The sequence below is a fragment of the Shewanella sp. DAU305 genome (assembly GCF_026802235.1).
GTDB classification, from domain to species: domain Bacteria; phylum Pseudomonadota; class Gammaproteobacteria; order Enterobacterales; family Shewanellaceae; genus Shewanella; species Shewanella baltica.
On sequence record NZ_CP113808.1, the window covers coordinates 2,601,805 to 2,619,144 of the forward strand.

The 17,340-nt window shown below is 47.8% G+C and carries 14 protein-coding genes and 1 pseudogene; 10 read left to right on the forward strand and 5 right to left on the reverse strand.

What is annotated here, in order from left to right:
• Positions 1-128: 128 nt before the first annotated feature.
• Together OX890_RS11085 and metG are read right to left on the reverse strand one after the other, a co-directional pair.
• A pseudogene (locus OX890_RS11085) lies at positions 129-1,084 on the reverse strand (AEC family transporter).
• A gap of 269 nt (positions 1,085-1,353) precedes the next feature.
• Positions 1,354-3,423: a methionine--tRNA ligase gene (gene metG / locus OX890_RS11090; protein ID WP_268649212.1), complete on the reverse strand. Its 2,070-nt coding sequence runs from the start codon at positions 3,421-3,423 to the stop codon at positions 1,354-1,356.
• Between the two features lie 160 nt (positions 3,424-3,583).
• Between metG and apbC the strand changes: the two genes are divergently transcribed.
• The 9 genes from apbC (at position 3,584) to OX890_RS11135 (ending at position 10,745) form a co-directional block, all read left to right on the forward strand.
• The gene (apbC, locus tag OX890_RS11095; RefSeq protein WP_006081927.1) at positions 3,584-4,699 is read left to right on the forward strand and encodes an iron-sulfur cluster carrier protein ApbC; all 1,116 of its coding nucleotides are present in this window, start codon (positions 3,584-3,586) and stop codon (positions 4,697-4,699) included.
• Positions 4,700-4,710: 11 nt separating this feature from the next.
• The gene (gene udk / locus OX890_RS11100; protein WP_006081926.1) at positions 4,711-5,349 is read left to right on the forward strand and encodes a uridine kinase; all 639 of its coding nucleotides are present in this window, start codon (positions 4,711-4,713) and stop codon (positions 5,347-5,349) included.
• Between the two features lie 31 nt (positions 5,350-5,380).
• The gene (gene dcd, locus OX890_RS11105; RefSeq protein ID WP_006081925.1) at positions 5,381-5,962 is read left to right on the forward strand and encodes a dCTP deaminase; all 582 of its coding nucleotides are present in this window, start codon (positions 5,381-5,383) and stop codon (positions 5,960-5,962) included.
• A 5-nt stretch (positions 5,963-5,967) separates the two neighbouring features.
• Positions 5,968-6,777 carry an aminodeoxychorismate lyase gene (pabC, locus tag OX890_RS11110; protein WP_006086267.1) on the forward strand — a complete coding sequence of 270 codons (810 nt, stop codon included), beginning with the start codon at positions 5,968-5,970 and terminating at the stop codon, positions 6,775-6,777.
• The gene (gene mltG, locus OX890_RS11115) at positions 6,774-7,811 is read left to right on the forward strand and encodes an endolytic transglycosylase MltG (RefSeq protein WP_006086268.1); all 1,038 of its coding nucleotides are present in this window, start codon (positions 6,774-6,776) and stop codon (positions 7,809-7,811) included. Before pabC ends, mltG begins: the two co-directional genes overlap by 4 nt.
• 22 nt (positions 7,812-7,833) lie before the next feature.
• Positions 7,834-8,460 carry a dTMP kinase gene (gene tmk, locus OX890_RS11120; RefSeq protein ID WP_011846993.1) on the forward strand — a complete coding sequence of 209 codons (627 nt, stop codon included), beginning with the start codon at positions 7,834-7,836 and terminating at the stop codon, positions 8,458-8,460.
• Positions 8,454-9,410, forward strand: coding sequence for a DNA polymerase III subunit delta' (gene holB, locus OX890_RS11125; RefSeq protein ID WP_126491783.1), 957 nt, complete (start codon positions 8,454-8,456; stop codon positions 9,408-9,410). Before tmk ends, holB begins: the two co-directional genes overlap by 7 nt.
• A gap of 6 nt (positions 9,411-9,416) precedes the next feature.
• Positions 9,417-9,743 carry a PilZ domain-containing protein gene (locus OX890_RS11130; protein WP_006081920.1) on the forward strand — a complete coding sequence of 109 codons (327 nt, stop codon included), beginning with the start codon at positions 9,417-9,419 and terminating at the stop codon, positions 9,741-9,743.
• A 213-nt stretch (positions 9,744-9,956) separates the two neighbouring features.
• Entirely contained in the window at positions 9,957-10,745 is a 789-nt protein-coding gene (locus tag OX890_RS11135; protein ID WP_006086270.1) for a TatD family hydrolase, read from the forward strand.
• A gap of 297 nt (positions 10,746-11,042) precedes the next feature.
• Here the strand turns inward: OX890_RS11135 and rsmF are convergent, their stop codons facing one another.
• A complete protein-coding gene (gene rsmF / locus OX890_RS11140; protein ID WP_115334473.1) occupies positions 11,043-12,503 on the reverse strand; it encodes a 16S rRNA (cytosine(1407)-C(5))-methyltransferase RsmF in 1,461 nt (486 codons plus the stop codon).
• Between the two features lie 223 nt (positions 12,504-12,726).
• On the opposite strand from rsmF, the gene OX890_RS11145 reads away from it, so the two are divergent.
• Positions 12,727-13,953, forward strand: coding sequence for a nucleoside recognition domain-containing protein (locus OX890_RS11145; protein WP_012587487.1), 1,227 nt, complete (start codon positions 12,727-12,729; stop codon positions 13,951-13,953).
• 142 nt (positions 13,954-14,095) lie between these two features.
• On the opposite strand, the gene OX890_RS11150 is transcribed toward OX890_RS11145, so the two are convergent.
• Both OX890_RS11150 and OX890_RS11155 read right to left on the reverse strand, forming a co-directional pair.
• Positions 14,096-16,735 (reverse strand): PqiB family protein, encoded by a 2,640-nt coding sequence (locus tag OX890_RS11150; RefSeq protein ID WP_268649213.1) that lies wholly within the window; start codon positions 16,733-16,735, stop codon positions 14,096-14,098.
• A complete protein-coding gene (locus OX890_RS11155) occupies positions 16,722-17,339 on the reverse strand; it encodes a paraquat-inducible protein A (RefSeq protein WP_011846987.1) in 618 nt (205 codons plus the stop codon). Before OX890_RS11155 ends, OX890_RS11150 begins: the two co-directional genes overlap by 14 nt.
• Position 17,340 lies beyond the last annotated feature (1 nt).

The window sequence follows — 17,340 nt, forward strand, 5'->3', positions numbered from 1 at the left end:
TTGCCGTTTTATCCCTAATCGAAAGGCGAGCATGGCTCGCCTTTTTTACTGTGAGTTATGGTGACTTATCAGCACTCAAACTCGTTCCTCTAGCGCTTGTGCAATCAGCTCTTAGCCTTTAGCTGTAGCTAGATCAGCTCCAAAGTTGACAATACAAAGATTCCTAAGGTGCACGTGATCAACGAGCAGACTGTGGTCAGCGCGATAATATTGGCTGCAAGGGGGGCATTGCCACCCATGGCGCGTGCCATCACATAGCTGGCGGCTGCGGTGGGGGCAGAACTCATTAAAAAGAGCAGCGCTAACTCAATCCCTCGATAGCCCAACAGCAAGGCCCCAAGCGTGATAAAAAGCGGGGCAAAGATCAGTTTCAATGCGGTCGAGAACCAAGTTGAATGCTTTTCATGTTTAAGTGAACCAATATCGAGCGAACCGCCAGTGCACAGTAGCGCTAGTGGCAGGGTCATATTGGCAAAGTATTGGCCCGCATCGAGCACCATTTTCGGTACTGGAATAGCAAGTAAATAGAACAACATACCGACCATAATGGCAATGATCAGCGGGTTTTTAGTAATGGTTTTAATAATCACGCCAAATGCGCGTTGGCTGGATTCTTCGCCTTTAGGGCTTAGGCAAATAACCGCTTGAATATTGTAGAGCAGCGTCATCGAGGCGACATAAACCGCAGCTAAAGCAACACCAGAACTGCCGTAGGCGTTGGAAACATAAGCTAAGCCAATAATCGCGGTATTGGCCCTGAATCCCCTTGAATGATCACGCCTTGGTCTTTGTGCTTGGGAAATAGCCGCCCAGTTGCATAGGTGGAGAGTATAAAAAACAGGAGATTGGCCGCTAAACCATAGCCAATTAAGGGCGCACTGGAGGCGAGATCGTGATTGGAGCTAATAATGCTAAGGAACAGCAAGGCTGGCAGCGTCACGTTAAAGACTAATTTTGATGCGACATCAATAAAGTTTTCATTGATGATTTGGGTGCGTTTTAGGATCACACCGAGCGCTAACATCAAACAGATTGGACCCGTAATCGAGGCAGAAAACAGCAACTGCTCAACGATATTTCCCATAGCTACTCCTCGAATGATTCACTGAACACTGCGTCGATTTTAGACCTGTCACAGATATGAATATCACACTGCAGCGAATGCCTTGTCGATAGAAATACGAGCATTAACTCGATCTCTGAAACCTGTCAGTTAAACTAGTCGCTTAAACTCAGTCTTTTAAAAGACTGAGTGACACTCGAAGCCACAAATAGGCTCAAACAATCGATACCAACAAATAAGGCCACATAAAATGCGGCCTTATTGATTTTTTGAGCGTTAGCTAGCGCAGATTACTTAACACGCATGCCAGGCTGTGCGCCTTCATGGGGTTCTAAAATCCACAGGTCGCTGCCACCAGGGCCAGCGGCCAACACCATACCTTCTGACATGCCAAAACGCATCTTACGTGGCGCTAAGTTCGCCACCATTACAGTTAACTTACCTTCGAGATCTTCTGGCGAATAAGCCGATTTGATCCCGGCAAACACTTGGCGCGTTTCACCACCGATGTCGAGTTGTAACTTGAGTAACTTGTCAGCGTCAGCAACATGCTCTGCTTTGACGATGCGAGCGATACGCAGGTCGATTTTCGCGAAATCATCAAAGTTGATGGTCTCACTGATCGGATCGTCAACCAGCGGTTCACTGCTAACCGATGAAGCTTTAGCGGTTTTTTCAGGTGCTGCCGTCTTTGGTGCATCGGCCGTGACTTGCAGGTTATCCTTGGAATCAGCAACCATGGCATTGACTTTATCCAGCTCAACACGTTGCATCATTGCCTTGAATGGGGCGATTTCATGACCCGCTAAATCTTGGCTCAATGCATCCCAAGTGAGTGGCAATTGGAAGAAGGCTTCCACATCTTGGGCTAAACGTGGCAATACAGGTTTTAGATACGTCACGAGAATACGGAACAGATTCAAGGCGTTTGAACACACTTGATGGGCCGCTTCCTGTTGATCGTCATGTTTCACCATTTGCCAAGGCGCAGCATCGGCCACAAACCCGTTGGCAATATCCGCCAGCGCCATGATTTCGCGCATCGCTTTACCGTATTCGCGCGACTCGTAAAAATCGGCAATCACGTCTTGCTTGGCTAAAAACGCCTCAGTCAGGGTGGTGTCGTTAATTTTCGCGAGCTTGCCATCGAAACGTTTAGTGATAAAACCTGCGGTGCGCGAGGCTAAGTTCACTAGCTTACCGACTAAATCTGAGTTCACGCGCTGAGCGAAATCTTCCAGATTTAAATCTAAATCGTCGATACGGCTGCTGAGTTTGGCGGCGTAGTAGTAACGTAAATATTCAGGATCTAAATGATCTAAATAGGTACGCGCCTTAATGAACGTGCCTTTCGATTTAGACATCTTCGCGCCATTGACCGTCACATAACCGTGGGCATAGACGCTGTTTGGCTGACGATAACCTGAGCCATGCAGCATGGCGGGCCAGAACAAACTGTGGAAGTAAACGATGTCTTTACCGATGAAGTGATAAACCTCAGCAGTAGAATCTTTACCCCAAAATTCATCAAAGCTCAGCTCAGGGCGTTTGTCACAGAGGTTTTTGAACGAACCCATATAACCGATAGGCGCATCTAGCCAAACGTAGAAATACTTGCCTGGCGCATCGGGAATTTCGAAACCAAAATACGGTGCATCACGGGTGATATCCCATTGCTGCAATCCTTGCTCGAACCATTCGTCGAGTTTATTGGCCATTTCGACTTGCAGGGCACCAGAGCGAGTCCACTCTTTTAGCATGCCTTCGAAGGCGGGCAGGTCGAAGAAAAAGTGCTCAGTGTCTTTCATCACTGGTGTCGCACCCGATACCGCTGATTTTGGATTGATGAGCTCAGTTGGGCTGTAAGTCGCGCCGCAGGCATCACAGTTATCGCCGTATTGATCCGGTGACTTACACTTAGGACAAGTGCCTTTTACGAAGCGGTCTGGCAGGAACATGGATTTCTCAGGATCGAACAGCTGAGAAATACTCTTGCTCTTGATATAGCCGTTGGCACGTAGCTTGAGATAAATATCGCTCGCCAGCACGCGATTTTCTTCACTGTGGGTGCTGTGATAGTTATCAAAGGCGATACTGAAATCGGCGAAATCCTGCTGATGTTCTTTGTTCACTTGGGCGATCATGTCTTCTGGCGCTATGCCTAATTGCTGGGCTTTAAGCATGATCGGCGTGCCATGGGCGTCATCGGCACAAATATAGTGGCACTCATGTCCACGAAGTTTTTGATAACGCGACCAGATATCTGTCTGGATGTATTCCAACATGTGACCTAAATGTATCGGTCCGTTTGCGTAGGGAAGTGCGCTGGTCACGAGAATTTTACGTTGTGAAGTTGCCATCTTGTCTCAAATATCGTGGTGGGCCAAAAATATTGGTAGAGATACTAACCGATTACAGGATGATTTTCATCAAAAGCTGAGCCGATTGAGCTAAATCTGCGCTAATGTTTTCTGCATTATCTGGTACACTTGGGCAAATTTATTGGTGGGGGTAATTCTTTTGTCTTCAACTCAAACTGATTATCGTCTAAATGACGATCTTCTCGGGCCAGTTCTGGCTATTCTCGATTCATTTGTTGACCCGTATCTCGCGAAAGGGTTAGTGAGCGCAGGATGCGTAAATAAACTGGCGTTGGAAGGTAAGCGTTTGCAGCTTGGCTTAGTCTATCCATACCCTTGCATGACCCAGTATCGCGACACTGTGATGGCGTTGACCAACAAGTTGGCCGTGCTAGATGCTATCGATGAAGTCGAATGTGAAATCGATTTTCAACCTAAAGCCTATTCAGCGTTATCTTCTATCGCACCGATTGCCAATGTGAAGCAAGTGATTGCCGTTGCCTCAGGTAAGGGCGGTGTGGGTAAATCAACCACAGCGGTGAACTTAGCTTTGGCCCTCGCGGCAGAAGGCGCGCAGGTAGGTATTCTCGATGCGGATATTTACGGCCCGTCAGTGCCTATGATGCTAGGTATTCCTAATTTCAGACCGCTTTCCCCCGATGGCAAACACATGACCGCCGCCAGTGCCCATGGCATTGCCGCGCAATCGATTGGATTTATGCTCAGCGGTGATGAAGCGGCCGTGTGGCGTGGCCCAATGGCAGCGGGCGCGCTAGCGCAACTGCTCAATGAAACCCAATGGCCAGAGCTGGATTATTTAGTCGTCGATATGCCGCCGGGTACGGGTGATATTCAATTAACTCTGTCACAAAAAGTGCCTGTGAGTGGTGCTGTTATCGTGACTACGCCGCAGGATATCGCGCTGGCCGATGCCAAGAAGGGCATCAATATGTTCCAGAAAGTGAACATTCCTGTGCTGGGTATCGTCGAAAACATGAGTTTCCATTTATGTCCCGAGTGTGGACATAAAGAACATCCATTTGGAACACACGGTGGCAGTAAAATCGCCGAGCGTTATCAAGTTCCACTGTTAGGCGCCTTGCCGCTGCACATCAATATCCGTGAAGCCATGGATAACGGTGCGCCGACGGTCGTTGCCGAACCAGACAGTGAAGTAGCCGCACTTTATCGGGAAATTGCCCGTAAAGTGGGCGCAGAATTGGCTTTAAAACAAAGCCAGAAAACAGTTTCTATTAGTGTTTCAGATGACGAGTAAGGTTTAAGGGTATGAATTCTCAGCAGTGTGTCATTATTGCAATTGCTGGCGCGTCAGCATCGGGCAAAAGTTTAATTGCCAAAACGATTTTTGACGAATTACGCCGCGATTTAGGCACAGATCAAATTGGGGTAATTAATGAAGACGCGTACTATCGCGATCAGAGTCATTTATCCATGGATGAACGGGTATTAACGAATTACGATCATCCAAAAGCGTTGGACCATCAACTGTTGTGCACCCATTTACAGTTGCTCAAGTCTGGCGAAGCTGTTGATATCCCTTGTTATAGCTACACAGAACACACTCGTATAGCAGAAACCCTGACGATGACACCGAAAAAGGTGATCATTTTAGAAGGTATCTTACTGCTGACCGATCCTAAATTACGTGCGCTGATGGACGCGAGTGTGTTTATGGACACACCGCTGGACATTTGTTTCCTACGTCGCCTAACCCGTGATGTGGCTGAACGCGGTCGTACGATGGAATCTGTGATTTCTCAGTACAAGAAAACCGTGCGTCCTATGTTCTTACAGTTTATCGAACCGTCGAAACAATACGCCGATATTATCGTTCCCCGTGGCGGTAAGAATCGTATTGCGACCGATATTTTAAAAACTCGTATCCAACATTTACTGGCAAAATAACGACATAAAAACTCAAGGAGTAATAGGCAAGATGCGCTTAACCGATATCGAAATTGAACAGGCCCTTGATAACGGCACTATCGTAATAGAACCTCGCCCAGGCATAGAAGCTATTTCAGGCGTCAGTGTTGATGTGCGCTTAGGTGGACAGTTTCGCGTGTTTAAAGATCATACTGCGCCTTATATCGACTTGAGTGGCCCAAGCGTCGAGATGCAAGCTGCGCTTGATCGGGTGATGAGTGAAATTATCGAAATCCCTGATGGCGAAGCGTTTTTCCTGCATCCTGGCGAATTGGCCTTGGCGGTGACTTACGAGAGCGTGACGCTGCCCGCCGATATCGTCGGTTGGCTCGATGGTCGTTCATCATTGGCGCGTTTAGGTCTTATGGTACATGTGACTGCGCACCGTATCGATCCAGGTTGGCAGGGTAAAATCGTGCTCGAGTTCTATAACAGCGGCAAGTTACCTTTGGCCCTGCGTCCACGTATGACCATAGGTGCGCTTAACTTTGAACGCCTCAATCATGCGGTTGCACGTCCTTATAACACCCGTAAAAGTGCCAAGTATAAAGATCAGCAAGAAGCGGTCGCCAGCCGTATCAGTCAGGACTAACACAAGTGTTTTGGGTGAATGGCGCATCGCTGGCGAGTGTCGACCCTTCCGATCGAGGGCTTGCCTACGGTGATGGCTTGTTTGCGACTATGCGGACAGGCGCTGAGGGGATTTTGTTTTTCGACGCCCATCAAGCTCGTTTAACCGCAGGCGCCGCAAGGCTTGGGTTTCAATGGCAAATGAGTGAAGCACTGCAACAGCAGCTTCATGCCTTAGCCATTGAATATCCACATCATTGCATTAAGTTAATCGTTTCCCGTGGTGTTGGTGGCCGTGGTTACACACCACCAGAAACGGTTAATCCTACCGAAATCGTCTCTGTTCATGCTATTCCAAGCCATTATGCAAAGTGGCAGCAAGCGGGCATTTGCCTTAAAACCTCGTCGATACGATTGGGTTTGCAGCCCTTGTTGGCTGGGATGAAGCATTTAAATCGACTCGAACAAGTCTTGATAAAATCCCACCCTTTACCTCAGGGGTTTGATGACTGGTTAGTTAACGATATCGAAGACAATGTGATTGAATCTTCGATGGCCAATGTGTTTTTTATCAAAGGCAATCGCGTTATAACCCCTTCATTAGCCCAGTGCGGCGTGGCGGGTGTGATGCGCGAACAGGTTATGATAGCCTTGCTTGAACAGAACATGAATATCGAATGTTTGCCCGTTGGCGCCGAGCGTTTAATTGAATTTGACTCAGCGTTTATCACTAACAGCGTTTTAGGAATTGTGGATGTGCTGGCGATTGATTCGCTCATGTTCAGCCGTGCTCCGATTACCGCGCAACTTAGACAGACACTTTCACTCACCCTATGAAAAAACTCATTCTTATCGCCAGTTCAACCCTGTTGACCTTGCTGACATTAGTCTGTTTTGGCGCCTTTTGGGGCTATCAAACTGTCATCGAATACAGTCAAACGCCGCTGAGTCTCAGCGAGCCTAAAGAGCTGACCGTTGAACGCGGTACCAGCGTGAACCAGCTTGCGCAGCAACTTGCCGACGATGGTGTGATTCAAGACACGTGGAAACTCAAGTGGCTACTTAAGTTCCGCCCTGAGCTTGCTAAGATCCGCTCGGGCCTTTACGAAATATCCCCTTCACAAACCATTACCGATTTGCTGAATGATTTGATTGCCGGAAAAGTGAAAACCTTCAGTTTGACCTTAGTTGAAGGTAAAACCATCGTTGAATGGGAACAACAACTTGCCAGTGCGCCGCATTTACAGATGTCACCAGAGGTGTTTGCCGCCGTGTTGATGGCGCAGGGCGATGATTCAGGTCTGCCTGAGGGTAAATTCTTCCCTGACACCTATCATTATACTGCTGAGGCGGATGTTAAAGTCCTGCTGACTCAAAGCTATAAGATGATGGAGCAAGAGCTTGCCAAAGCGTGGGCGGAACGGGCGCCGAATTTACCGTTAAAATCCCCCTATGAAATGCTGATCTTGGCATCGATAGTCGAGAAGGAAACCGGCCAAGCCCATGAGCGCGACCAAATTGCCGGAGTATTCGTTAATCGTCTTAATCAAGGCATGCGTCTGCAAACCGACCCGACGGTTATTTATGGCATGGGCGAACGCTATAAGGGCAATATCACCCGTAAAGATTTAGTCGAAGAGACACCTTTTAACACTTATCGTATTTTTGGATTACCGCCAACACCGATAGCAGCACCGAGTAAAGCCTCACTGATGGCCGTGTCTAAACCCGCTAGTGTGAGTTATCTCTATTTCGTGTCACGCAACGATGGTACCCATGTGTTTTCAAGCACACTTGAAGCACACAACCAAGCTGTCGATGTGTATCAGCGTAAGAAAAAACCGGCGACGCCAGAAAAATCACCAAAGTAAAAATGCAGAGAAAGAAAATCCAATGTCAGTTTTTGCAAAATTTATCGTTATTGAAGGTTTAGAGGGCGCGGGTAAGTCGAGTGCTATTAACCTTATTCGCGACTTTATTGAAAAACATACGGGTAAAGCGCCGATCTGCACCCGCGAGCCGGGTGGCACGCCACTGGCCGAACGTATCCGTGATTTGGTCAAAATTGCCGATGCGACCGATCCCCTGTGTGACGAGGCCGAGTGTTTACTCATCTATGCCGCCAGAGCCCAGTTGGTTGCCAATGTCATTAAGCCCGCGCTTGCAAAGGGTCAATGGGTATTGGGTGACAGACACAATTTATCGTCACTGGCCTATCAAGGTGGTGGCAGGGGCTTAATGCCGTTAGTGGAAGCGGTGAGCAATGCCACCCTAAAAGGCTTTAAACCCGATCTCACTTTGTACTTAGATTTAGATCCTAAGCTTGGGCTAACCCGCGCGGCTAAACGCGGTGAGCTTGATAGAATTGAGCAACAAGCGATTGATTTCTTTGAACGGGCTCGCGCGACTTACCTTAAACTTGCTAGCGAAGATGACAGCATAGTGGTTATCGATGCGAGTCAAACCATGGCCGAAGTGCATAAAGATATCTTAGCCGTGTTACAGGCGATGGCATGGTAGTTGAGTCTGGGTTTACGGCTGCGCAATTGCCTTGGCTCGAAGGGCCAAGGCAGGCATTTTTAGCGCAACTAACGCGGCAAAAAATGCCCCATGCGCAGCTTGTCGGCATTGATTCTGCCTATGGTGGTGAGCTGCTGAGTGTATTTATGGCGCGTGCGGCCATGTGTTTGCAGCCAACACCGGCGGGGGCCTGCGGTTTTTGTAAGTCTTGTCAGCTTTTTGATGCGGGCAATCATCCCGATTTTTACCATATTGCTGCCGATGGCAATCAAATTAAAGTCGATCAAATTCGTGAGCTTTGCACGCGTCTTACTGCTACAGCCCAGCAAAGCGGTATGCGAGTGGCGATTATTCATCATAGCGAGCGGCTTAACTCCGCTGCCGCCAACGCTCTCCTTAAAACCCTTGAGGAGCCGGGTAAAGACACTTTACTGATATTGCAGTCGGATACGCCTGCACGTTTAATGGCGACGGTCAGCAGTCGTTGTCAGCGCATTCCCTTCGTTGTGCCAAGTCGAGAAATCATCAAAAACTGGTTAGCGCAGCAATGTGATATCAAAGAGGATGTTACTTGGTGCTTGAGTGTGGTGGGTGGACCGCTACAGTTGGCAGAGAGCTTGCAGTCTGAAGGTGGTCAACAGAGCCGTTATCAATCCTTGCTACAGTTTCGCAAAGATTGGGCCCAAAGTTTGTCGTCTGGTCATCTGTGTGCTAGTTTGTTAACTATAAGTGAACAACAAATAATTGATGTTCTTAAGGTTTTATACCTGCTTATACGACAGGTGTTACTGAAAAATAGCCACCAAGATGCGTTTATCCATGCGCAGCTCGGGAACTTGGCGGCCAAGATCATGGGAATGTGTCATAGCTTAAGTACAATGCCGAGCGTCAATTATCTGGCCTTGTGTCAAAGTTATGTCTTAGAATATAGAGAGATAACAAATAAGTAATATGCCATGGTAGATCTCGTCGTTAATTTTGATACCTTACATCAGCTATATCGTGCCTATATGCCTTTTATTAAGCCGGCAGGATTATTCATAGCCACCAGTGAAGGGCATTACCTTGGCCAGCCGCTGACGATTGCGTATCGCTTACCGGGCGCGACCATAACGAATGAATTTCGCGGTGTCGTGGTATGGATCAATCCCTTAGGTGCTTCGGGCGGCCGTCCTGTAGGCATTGGCATTAAAATTGTTTCTGAGCCCGATAGCCATAAACACCACATCGAAAAATTACTGTCCCGCGAACTGGCCTCCGGCGATCTAACCTGCACTATGTAGGTTGGCCCGCATTATTGCTCTGGTTTGAAGGTTACTTAGGTTTAAATGTTACTTAGGTTTAAACGCTCTGCTTTAAGCGTTACTCTCGTTTAACTGTTCTAGTTTTAACATTGGCCCACACTCTAAACTGATACTTCGCCTCCGTGGAATTTGACCTCGATCCCTTGGCTGGGTATCCTTGTCTTCCTTTTGTTATTCTGCTTGGAAATCCCTGTGCTTATTGATTCACACTGCCATCTCGATCGCCTTAAAGCGGCGCCTGATCAACAAACCCTAGAACATATTCTGGCCAGCGCGAAAGCCCGTGGCGTGGACTATATGCTATGCGTCAACGTGCGCCAGCAGGGATTTGAATCGATGCGAGATAAAGTTGCAGCCTTCGATCAGGTATTTTTGTCATCGGGCGTGCATCCATTAGACGTTAAAGAAGGGCTTGATGTTGAGCAAATCCGCCGCTTTGCCACCGATCCTAAAGTGGTCGCGATTGGTGAAACTGGCCTAGATTATTTTTATGCCGACGAAACTAAATTGCTGCAACAACAATGTTTTGAGCAGCAGATCGCCCTTGCGGTCGAAGTGAATAAACCTTTGATTGTCCATACTCGCGATGCGCGTGAAGACACGATCACTATGCTTAAGCAGGGCAACGCGGATAAAGTTGGCGGCGTACTGCATTGCTTTACCGAGAATTGGGAAATGGCGAAAGCGGCGATTGACCTTGGCTTTTACATTTCAGTATCAGGCATAGTCACCTTTAAAAATGCCGGTGAACTTCGCACTGTTATCCGTAAAGTGCCACAGGATCGCCTGCTGGTTGAAACAGACTCGCCCTATTTGGCGCCTATTCCACACCGTGGACAAGAAAACCAGCCCGCCTATGTGCGTGATGTTGCTGAGTTTGTGGCCGAGCTTAGAGGTGAGCGCTACGAGGATCTTGCTGAGTACACCAGTAATAACTTCTTTAATTTATTCAAAGATGCGGCGCGTTTAGTCGGCCGTTAGCTTTAAGTGTTTTGACCCATGTTATGCGATTGCGTGCTTGCCAACACTGAGACATAAAGGCTCAGGCAAAAAGACTCAGGCATAAAGGCACTGGGATAAAGACATTGGCATAAAAAAAGGCCCAAAACGATGAAAGCTGTTTGGGCCTAGGGGAATGGCTCGTTGAAGAGCCGTGCGCTACAGGTGAAAGCGCCATGCAGTGCGCTTTACAATAGACTCAGTGTAGTTGAGCTTTTGCCCTAGAGTCGCGTTCACCTTCCCCTTTTTTAGGTTATTTATCGCTAAAAAACAGCAGAACTATAACGATTTTGTCTGTTCTGGTAGCAATAACACTTTATCTTTCACTAAGTCTCTGGGCAGGTTGTTTTTTAACTTATTGCCTAAATGTTTCGCCATGCCTAATGGCGCGCCGCCATAACAGACGATCACTTCACCTTGGGCTTTGCCTGCGGTGGCTAAGGGAATATCTCGCCCCATTAAATACTCTTTAGCTTCAACATCGCTCACATCGACCGTTTTTGCCGTTGGGCTAAGTTGTTTTCCCGCTAAAGCAATAATCGCTTCATGGCGGACTTTAAACCCGTGCTTACTGTTATCGGCGAGTTTAATGCCAATACGCTGAAAGCGCATACGGCCGATAAAAGCGTTGAATTCATGAGGAAATAGCCAGAATTCATCATCGCGAACCATGATGAGTTCGTCCGGTAAGCTGATACCTAAATCCTGCTGAAAATAGTCTTTGATCCCTTGAGCTTGTTTCGCTGATGCGGTCGTGAAGGGGAAGTTTTTCTGCAGTTTAGGCTCAGGCAGTAATCGCGGCACAGAGGCAGTTTTTGTCAATTTAGCGACAAAGAAACCTTCACTGTCGTAAATCTGCGGCCAGACATGCAAGAAGCCTTCGGCTGTCGTGGCTCGATCAGCGCCATCAAATAAATCACTTAAGGATTCAAATTGCACGGCATCGCCGTAGACTTGCTTTAAATACTCGCACACGCCTTGGTTTTCGAGGCGGTTTAAGGTGCAGGTTGAGTAGACCAAACTGCCGCCGGGTTTCAGGGCGAGAAACGCTGATTCGATTAAGGCTTTTTGGGTTTCACTAATGGCCAACACATCGTCAAGGCTCCAGTGTTTTAGCGCATCGGCATCTTTACGCACTGTGCCTTCGCCGCCACAGGGCGCATCAATGAGCACTGCATCGAAACTTTCGTACAGGTATTCGCCAAACACACGGCCATCGAAATGGGTGAGAGCACAGTGACTTGCGCCCATGCGCAGCACATTGGCGTGCAATACTTTCACGCGGCTCGCCGAATACTCATTCGCTACCAATAAACCTTGGTTTTGCATCAATGCGGCCATTTGCGTGGTTTTTGAACCCGGCGCAGAGGCGAGATCGAGTACGCACTGCCACTTTGCACTAGTCGTAAATGCACTAGGCGTAAAAAGTGCGGTCGGCGGCAACATAGAGCTGGCTTCTTGAATGTAGAATAAGCCCTGAATGTGCTCTAAGGCATTGCCGAGTTGTTCTTCTTCATCGTAGCTGATCCAAAATCCGTCTTCACACCAAGGAATAGGATCAAACGTCCAGCCCTTAGGTTGCATCAGAGTCTTAAAGTCGTCGCTGCTGATTTTTAAGGTATTGACCCGAATTGAACGTCTAAGCGGCCTGTCGCAAGCGGCAATAAACTCGTCCATGGATAAATGGGCGGGGAGTTCTTGGGTGATTGTATCGATAAAATTTTGATTTAATTGAACCATTGATTTCATTGAACCATAGGAAAATAGACTGTGTATCAACTGGCGCGAGTATATCATAATCCCTTATTGGGTCTGAGATTTTATCCCAAGTGCCTCAGCCGTTATGGTTATTTGAGGTTTATGCACAGACGATTGCCGCAATATTAGAATGAGTTGCCATAAAGCTAGCACTCAGTAGTCATGAGCTAATAGAATAAAAACAAATAAAAATAAGGGGATTAGCGTGCTGAATCGCGTGTGGTTAGCTTTCTTTGTTACGGCATTGCTGGCAATAGCGGTGCAACTGTTCAATGGGCACATAGAAGTCCTATCGGCTTCGGTCGCCGCATTATTTGCGAGCGCTAAGCTTGCCGCCGAAATTTCCCTTGGCCTGATTGGTGTACTTTCCCTGTGGATGGGGTTAATGCAGGTGGGCGAGAAGGCCGGAGTGGTCAGCGCTATCGCCTTTGTGTTTGAGCCATTACTGCGCCGCTTGATGCCAGAAGTGCCCAAGGGCCATCCCGCCTTTGGCAGTATCACGATGAATTTAACGGCGAATATTTTTGGTTTAGATAATGCCGCCACGCCGCTTGGTTTAAGGGCGATGCATGATTTGCAGAGTTTAAATCCGCTAAAAACCGTGGCGACTAATGCACAAATCTTATTTTTAGTGCTCAATACTTCCTCTGTGACCTTAGTGCCTGTGACAGTATTCCTTTACCGTGCCCAGCAAGGTGCAGCCGCGCCTGCGGATATTTTCCTACCGATTTTACTGGCAACCTCGGCCTCGACATTGGCGGGCTTACTGGTAGTGGCGTTAGTGCAGCGGATTTCGTTATTGAACTCTGTGGTGCTCGGTTATGGCGCCTTGATGCTCTCTGGCCTAGTGGCGAGTGGTTTTTATCTGATGACCTTAAGTGCTGAAGCCATTGGCACAGTGTCGACGGCAATGGGTAACGGCATTTTATTGTTATTAGTGTTTACCTTCGTCATTGTTGCGGGTATCCGTAAGGTGGCGGTTTATGATGAGTTTATTGAAGGGGCGAAGGCGGGTTTTGCCCAATCTATCCAGCTGATCCCTTATTTGCTCGCCATGTTATTGGCTATAGGTTTACTGCGCGCATCCGGCGCTTTGGATTATCTGTTGCACTTGATTGCCAGTGGCGTACGGATATTGGGTTTCGATACGCGTTTTGTCGATGCTATGCCGACCGCGCTGATGAAACCTTTTAGTGGCTCAGGTGCCAGAGCCATGATGCTCGAGACCATGGATCACCACGGCGTCGATTCTTTTGCTGGCCGATTAGCGGCGATTTTTCAAGGCAGCACTGAAACTACTTTTTATGTTCTCGCCGTGTATTTTGGTTCTGTGGGTATTCGCCATGGCCGCCACGCCTTAGCCTGTGGGTTAACCGCGGATTTTGCAGGGATCAGCGCTGCGATTGCCGTTTGTTATTGGTTTTATGGATAAGGGGTTAGAGTGTTGAGCGACCTAGAATGTCTCAATAGAATTGCAAGGGAAGCTAAAAATAAATCAGGCGCATAATGCGCCTGATTGACTTTTAAGAGCTTTAATATTAGTGCGTTGGTGTAAGTATTTTTGAAGAAAAGAATTACTGGGCGGGTGCCCATTCCTGCCATTCGTTTTCGGCTTTGTGTTGCAATCTTAATACTGTTCCTGCTGCTAAACGATTACTCTCTTGAGTCGTGTCCTTAGTCGCGACATTAATGCCGCCAGCGAGTAAGGTTTCCAGCGAGCCCGCTTCGATTTGCGCACCTGAAAAGAGGCCAACATCGACTTTAATTCCAGAAGCATCCCAGAACTGACTACTTTGATTCACTAAGTGACTGTACTGCGGCTCAATATGGGCTTGCATCAGCACGCTATTGCCCTGTGTCGACAGGTGATAACCATCGATTTGACCGACTTTGATACCACGGAAGAAGATAGGTGTGCCGACTTTCATCGAGCCTAAGTTGTTATCTTCTAAGACGAATTTAAGCGCATCTTCGGCAACGTTGGCATAACTGCTGGCAGCGAGGTTGGCAACAAACTGGGTTGCTTTTTGACTGCTTGTACCCGGCAGTACACCGATATAAGGGCCAGTGATCAAGGTTTCTGGTGCTTTAATTCCCGCTAGAGAAATTTGCGCATCCACTAGATGATATTCACAGTCGCTGCGGCTGAAATGTTCGGCGTATTCGCCGTAGAGATAGGCCGTTGCAGTGAGTGTATTGAGATCGGCATTGAGCTTCACCTGCGACACTTCACCCACTTGATGACCTTGATAGCGAATCGCTGCTTTGGCCGTCAGTTTACTTGAAGCGGGTAAGGTGAGACGAATTGCCTGCGCCTGAGTTAATGCCAGCTGCTTGCTCTCATAGAGTTTTAAGTTAGCTGCATTGCTGGCTTTGCCATTGCTATCAAGCAATCCCAGACTGATGCTGCCCTTTAATGCTCCTTGAAGCGGCGCGACCGCAACATCAATACCGGCAAGACTGGCGCTAATATCCACGGCGCTGTTACGCCAGAACACATTCGGCTTTTTCAGCAAGGGCTGGAATTGTTTGTCGATAGCGAGCTTGATAGCAAAGTCTTCGGTCTTACTTTGCCAGTTCACTGAGTCAACTGTCCCAATTTGCATCTTTTTATAGTAAATCGGTGAGCCTTGGCTGACATCGGCGCCATCTTGACTGATTAAGGTCAGATGCACTTGTTGCTGACGATCATAGAAGGCTGTCGCGGCATCCACAGAACTAAACAAGGTGAGGGCGCTGTTGGCGGCGAGTGGTGTATCGCTGTGGCCTTGGATCAAGCTAACTGCACCTTGAGTGAGCGTCGTAAAGTCCCTTGCTTTGACTGACACGCCGTCTAGTGATGCTTTTACTGTTAATGCTGACTCAGGGACAAAATAGCTGTCGCTGCGAATTAGGCCAGTGAACTCAGGTTGTAACTCGAGTTGGTATTCCACCGCCGATAAATCTTTGGTTAACTTAACCGCAAGCACTGAGCCAATGGGGATTTGCTTGAAGCGAACTTCGGCGCCCGCTGAAATGCCCATGTTTTCGGCTGAGGTTAAGGTCAAGAAACGCTTCTTCGATTGCAGTAAATCAGGCGCTTTGGCTTGTAAGGCAAAACTGCTTGGCATCGCCGTTTTAGTATTAATACCCGGCAGGAAGTTGATCACGCTGCCCGTTAGTAAACGCTCTGGATTTTTAATGCCTGAGAGGGAAATATCGGCACCTTCAAGCCAAAACACCCCGTCGTTAGTTAACAGTGAACCGTATTGAGGTTCAAACTTAGCAGTGGCTATTACGCCATTGGCGGTGAGTTGCTTACTTAAAATGCTGCCGATATTGATGCCGCGATAAACAATGCGAGTGCCTTTGTCGACACCGTTAGCATCAGCCATGGTCAGGTTTATTTCTATGCCGCCAAGGGCTGTGGTTTCTGAATCATAAAGTGAAAAAATGTCACCGTTTTTGGCAATATCCGCTTTATCGTCAGAGCTGAAACTCACGCCGCCAGCCAGAATGGATGCCAAACTCTCAGAGCTGACTTTAACTCCAGTCAGTGATGCATCAATTTTTACGCCGGAGACATTCCAAAAGTGAGAGTTTTTCTTCACTAATCGCGCGTATTGCTCTTGAATGAAGGCGCTGATGATGACTCTTTGATTGCCATCTAAACGATAGCTGACCACACTGCCCACGGGGATTTGGCGGAAAAATATTGGCGAGCCAACATCCAACGAACCGAGTTTGTCTGAGGTCAGTTCGACCATTACACCTTCTGAGCCGATTTGCATCGGCGGCGGTTGGCGTTCAGCCTCGAAGAAGGTTGACGCATTACCTTTGCCCGGTTGAATCGCGATGTAGTTACCTGAGAACAACGCATCTAAACCTTCAACACCTGTGATACTGGCCTTAGGGGTGACAAGCCAGAAGAGGGTCTCTTTATTTAAGAAAGGCTTAGCACGGTAGTCCATCATGACTTTAACGTTTACGCCCTTGAGATCTTCATCTATTCCTATGTCTTTGACTTTACCGACAGTCAAGCCTTGGTATTTGACTAAGGTTTTACCTACGTCAATCCCAGTGGCGCTCGGAAAGTGAATTTGAATTTCAACGCCCGATTCTTTAATGCTCTTAATGCCCAGCCACGCACCCAATGCCAACGCTACAATAGGCAGTAGCCAAATGGGCGAAAAGAGTTTTTTCTTTACAACTTTCGGCGATTCAATTTGTGTCATCTTGAGGTTCCAATCGATCCCAGAGTAAACGAGTGTCTAACACTTTTGCGGCTAACTGAGTTAACAGAATAACCAAGGCAAATGCGGTCGCTGCAGGCGCGGGTTTAGCGTCGAGTAGTTGTCCCATATTCACTAATGCCACTGTGATTGAGATGACAAATAAATCGAGCATAGACCAACGACCAATCCATTCGATGATGTGAAAACCCACCATCAATTTCTTTTTTGAAATCGGAATATCAAAGCTGATCGCACACAGATAAATGGATAAGCCGATGATTTTAATCCATGGCACTAAAATACTGGCAGTAAAAACTATCACGGCAATGGGCAACATATCTGAATGCACTAGATGCAAAATGCCCGAAAAAATGGTGTCGTGCCGTACTTGCCCTTGGTTGGTAAGCATAGTGATAGGGTAAATGTTGGCAGGTACCAGCAAGATGGCAGCGGTAATCAACAAAGCCCAACTTTTTTGCAGGCTAGAATAGTCCCGGACCTGCAACTCAGCTTCACAGCGCTGGCAGTGGGTGAGGTCACTACTATTGAGCTGGCGGCAGACCTTACACAGACACAGGCCGATATCTTTACCTTGTTGCTTCATA